We start from the raw sequence: 542 nt of genomic DNA on the forward strand, positions 1-542 counted from the left end.
GATATAAAGAATCTATTGCAGATACGGCAAAAGTACTAAGTCGCATGTATCATGGAATAGAATATAGAGGACATAATCATAACATAATCAATATTTTGGCTAAATGTTCTACAGTTCCGGTATGGAACGGATTGACAGATCAATTTCATCCTACTCAAATACTGGCAGATTTATTAACTATGCAAGAAACACTAAATGAAAAAAACTTAAGAGAAATTACTTGTGCTTACGTAGGTGATGCTAACAATAATATTAGTAATACCATGTTAGAAGCAGCAGCTATTACTGGTCTAAATTTAAGATTAGTAGCTCCTAAAAAATATTGGCCGGATGATCAATTTTTTTTACAATGCCAATCAATATCAAAAGAAAAAAAAGGTACAATACTATGTACTGAAAACATTGAAGAAGGCGTAAAAAATGTAGATTTTATTTATACAGATGTTTGGGTATCTATGGGAGAACCAGATAAATTATGGATAGATAGAATTCAATTACTAAAAAAATACCAGGTAAATGAAAATATGATTCAATTAACAAAA

At 29.5% G+C, this 542-nt stretch carries 1 pseudogene; it reads left to right on the forward strand.

The features are described 5' to 3' along the window. Positions 1 to 542, forward strand: a pseudogene (locus LDP10_RS03155) (ornithine carbamoyltransferase subunit F); the annotation flags it as partial.

The organism is Buchnera aphidicola (Pemphigus obesinymphae), from assembly GCF_026122815.1.
Lineage (GTDB): Bacteria > Pseudomonadota > Gammaproteobacteria > Enterobacterales > Enterobacteriaceae > Buchnera_C > Buchnera_C aphidicola_BJ.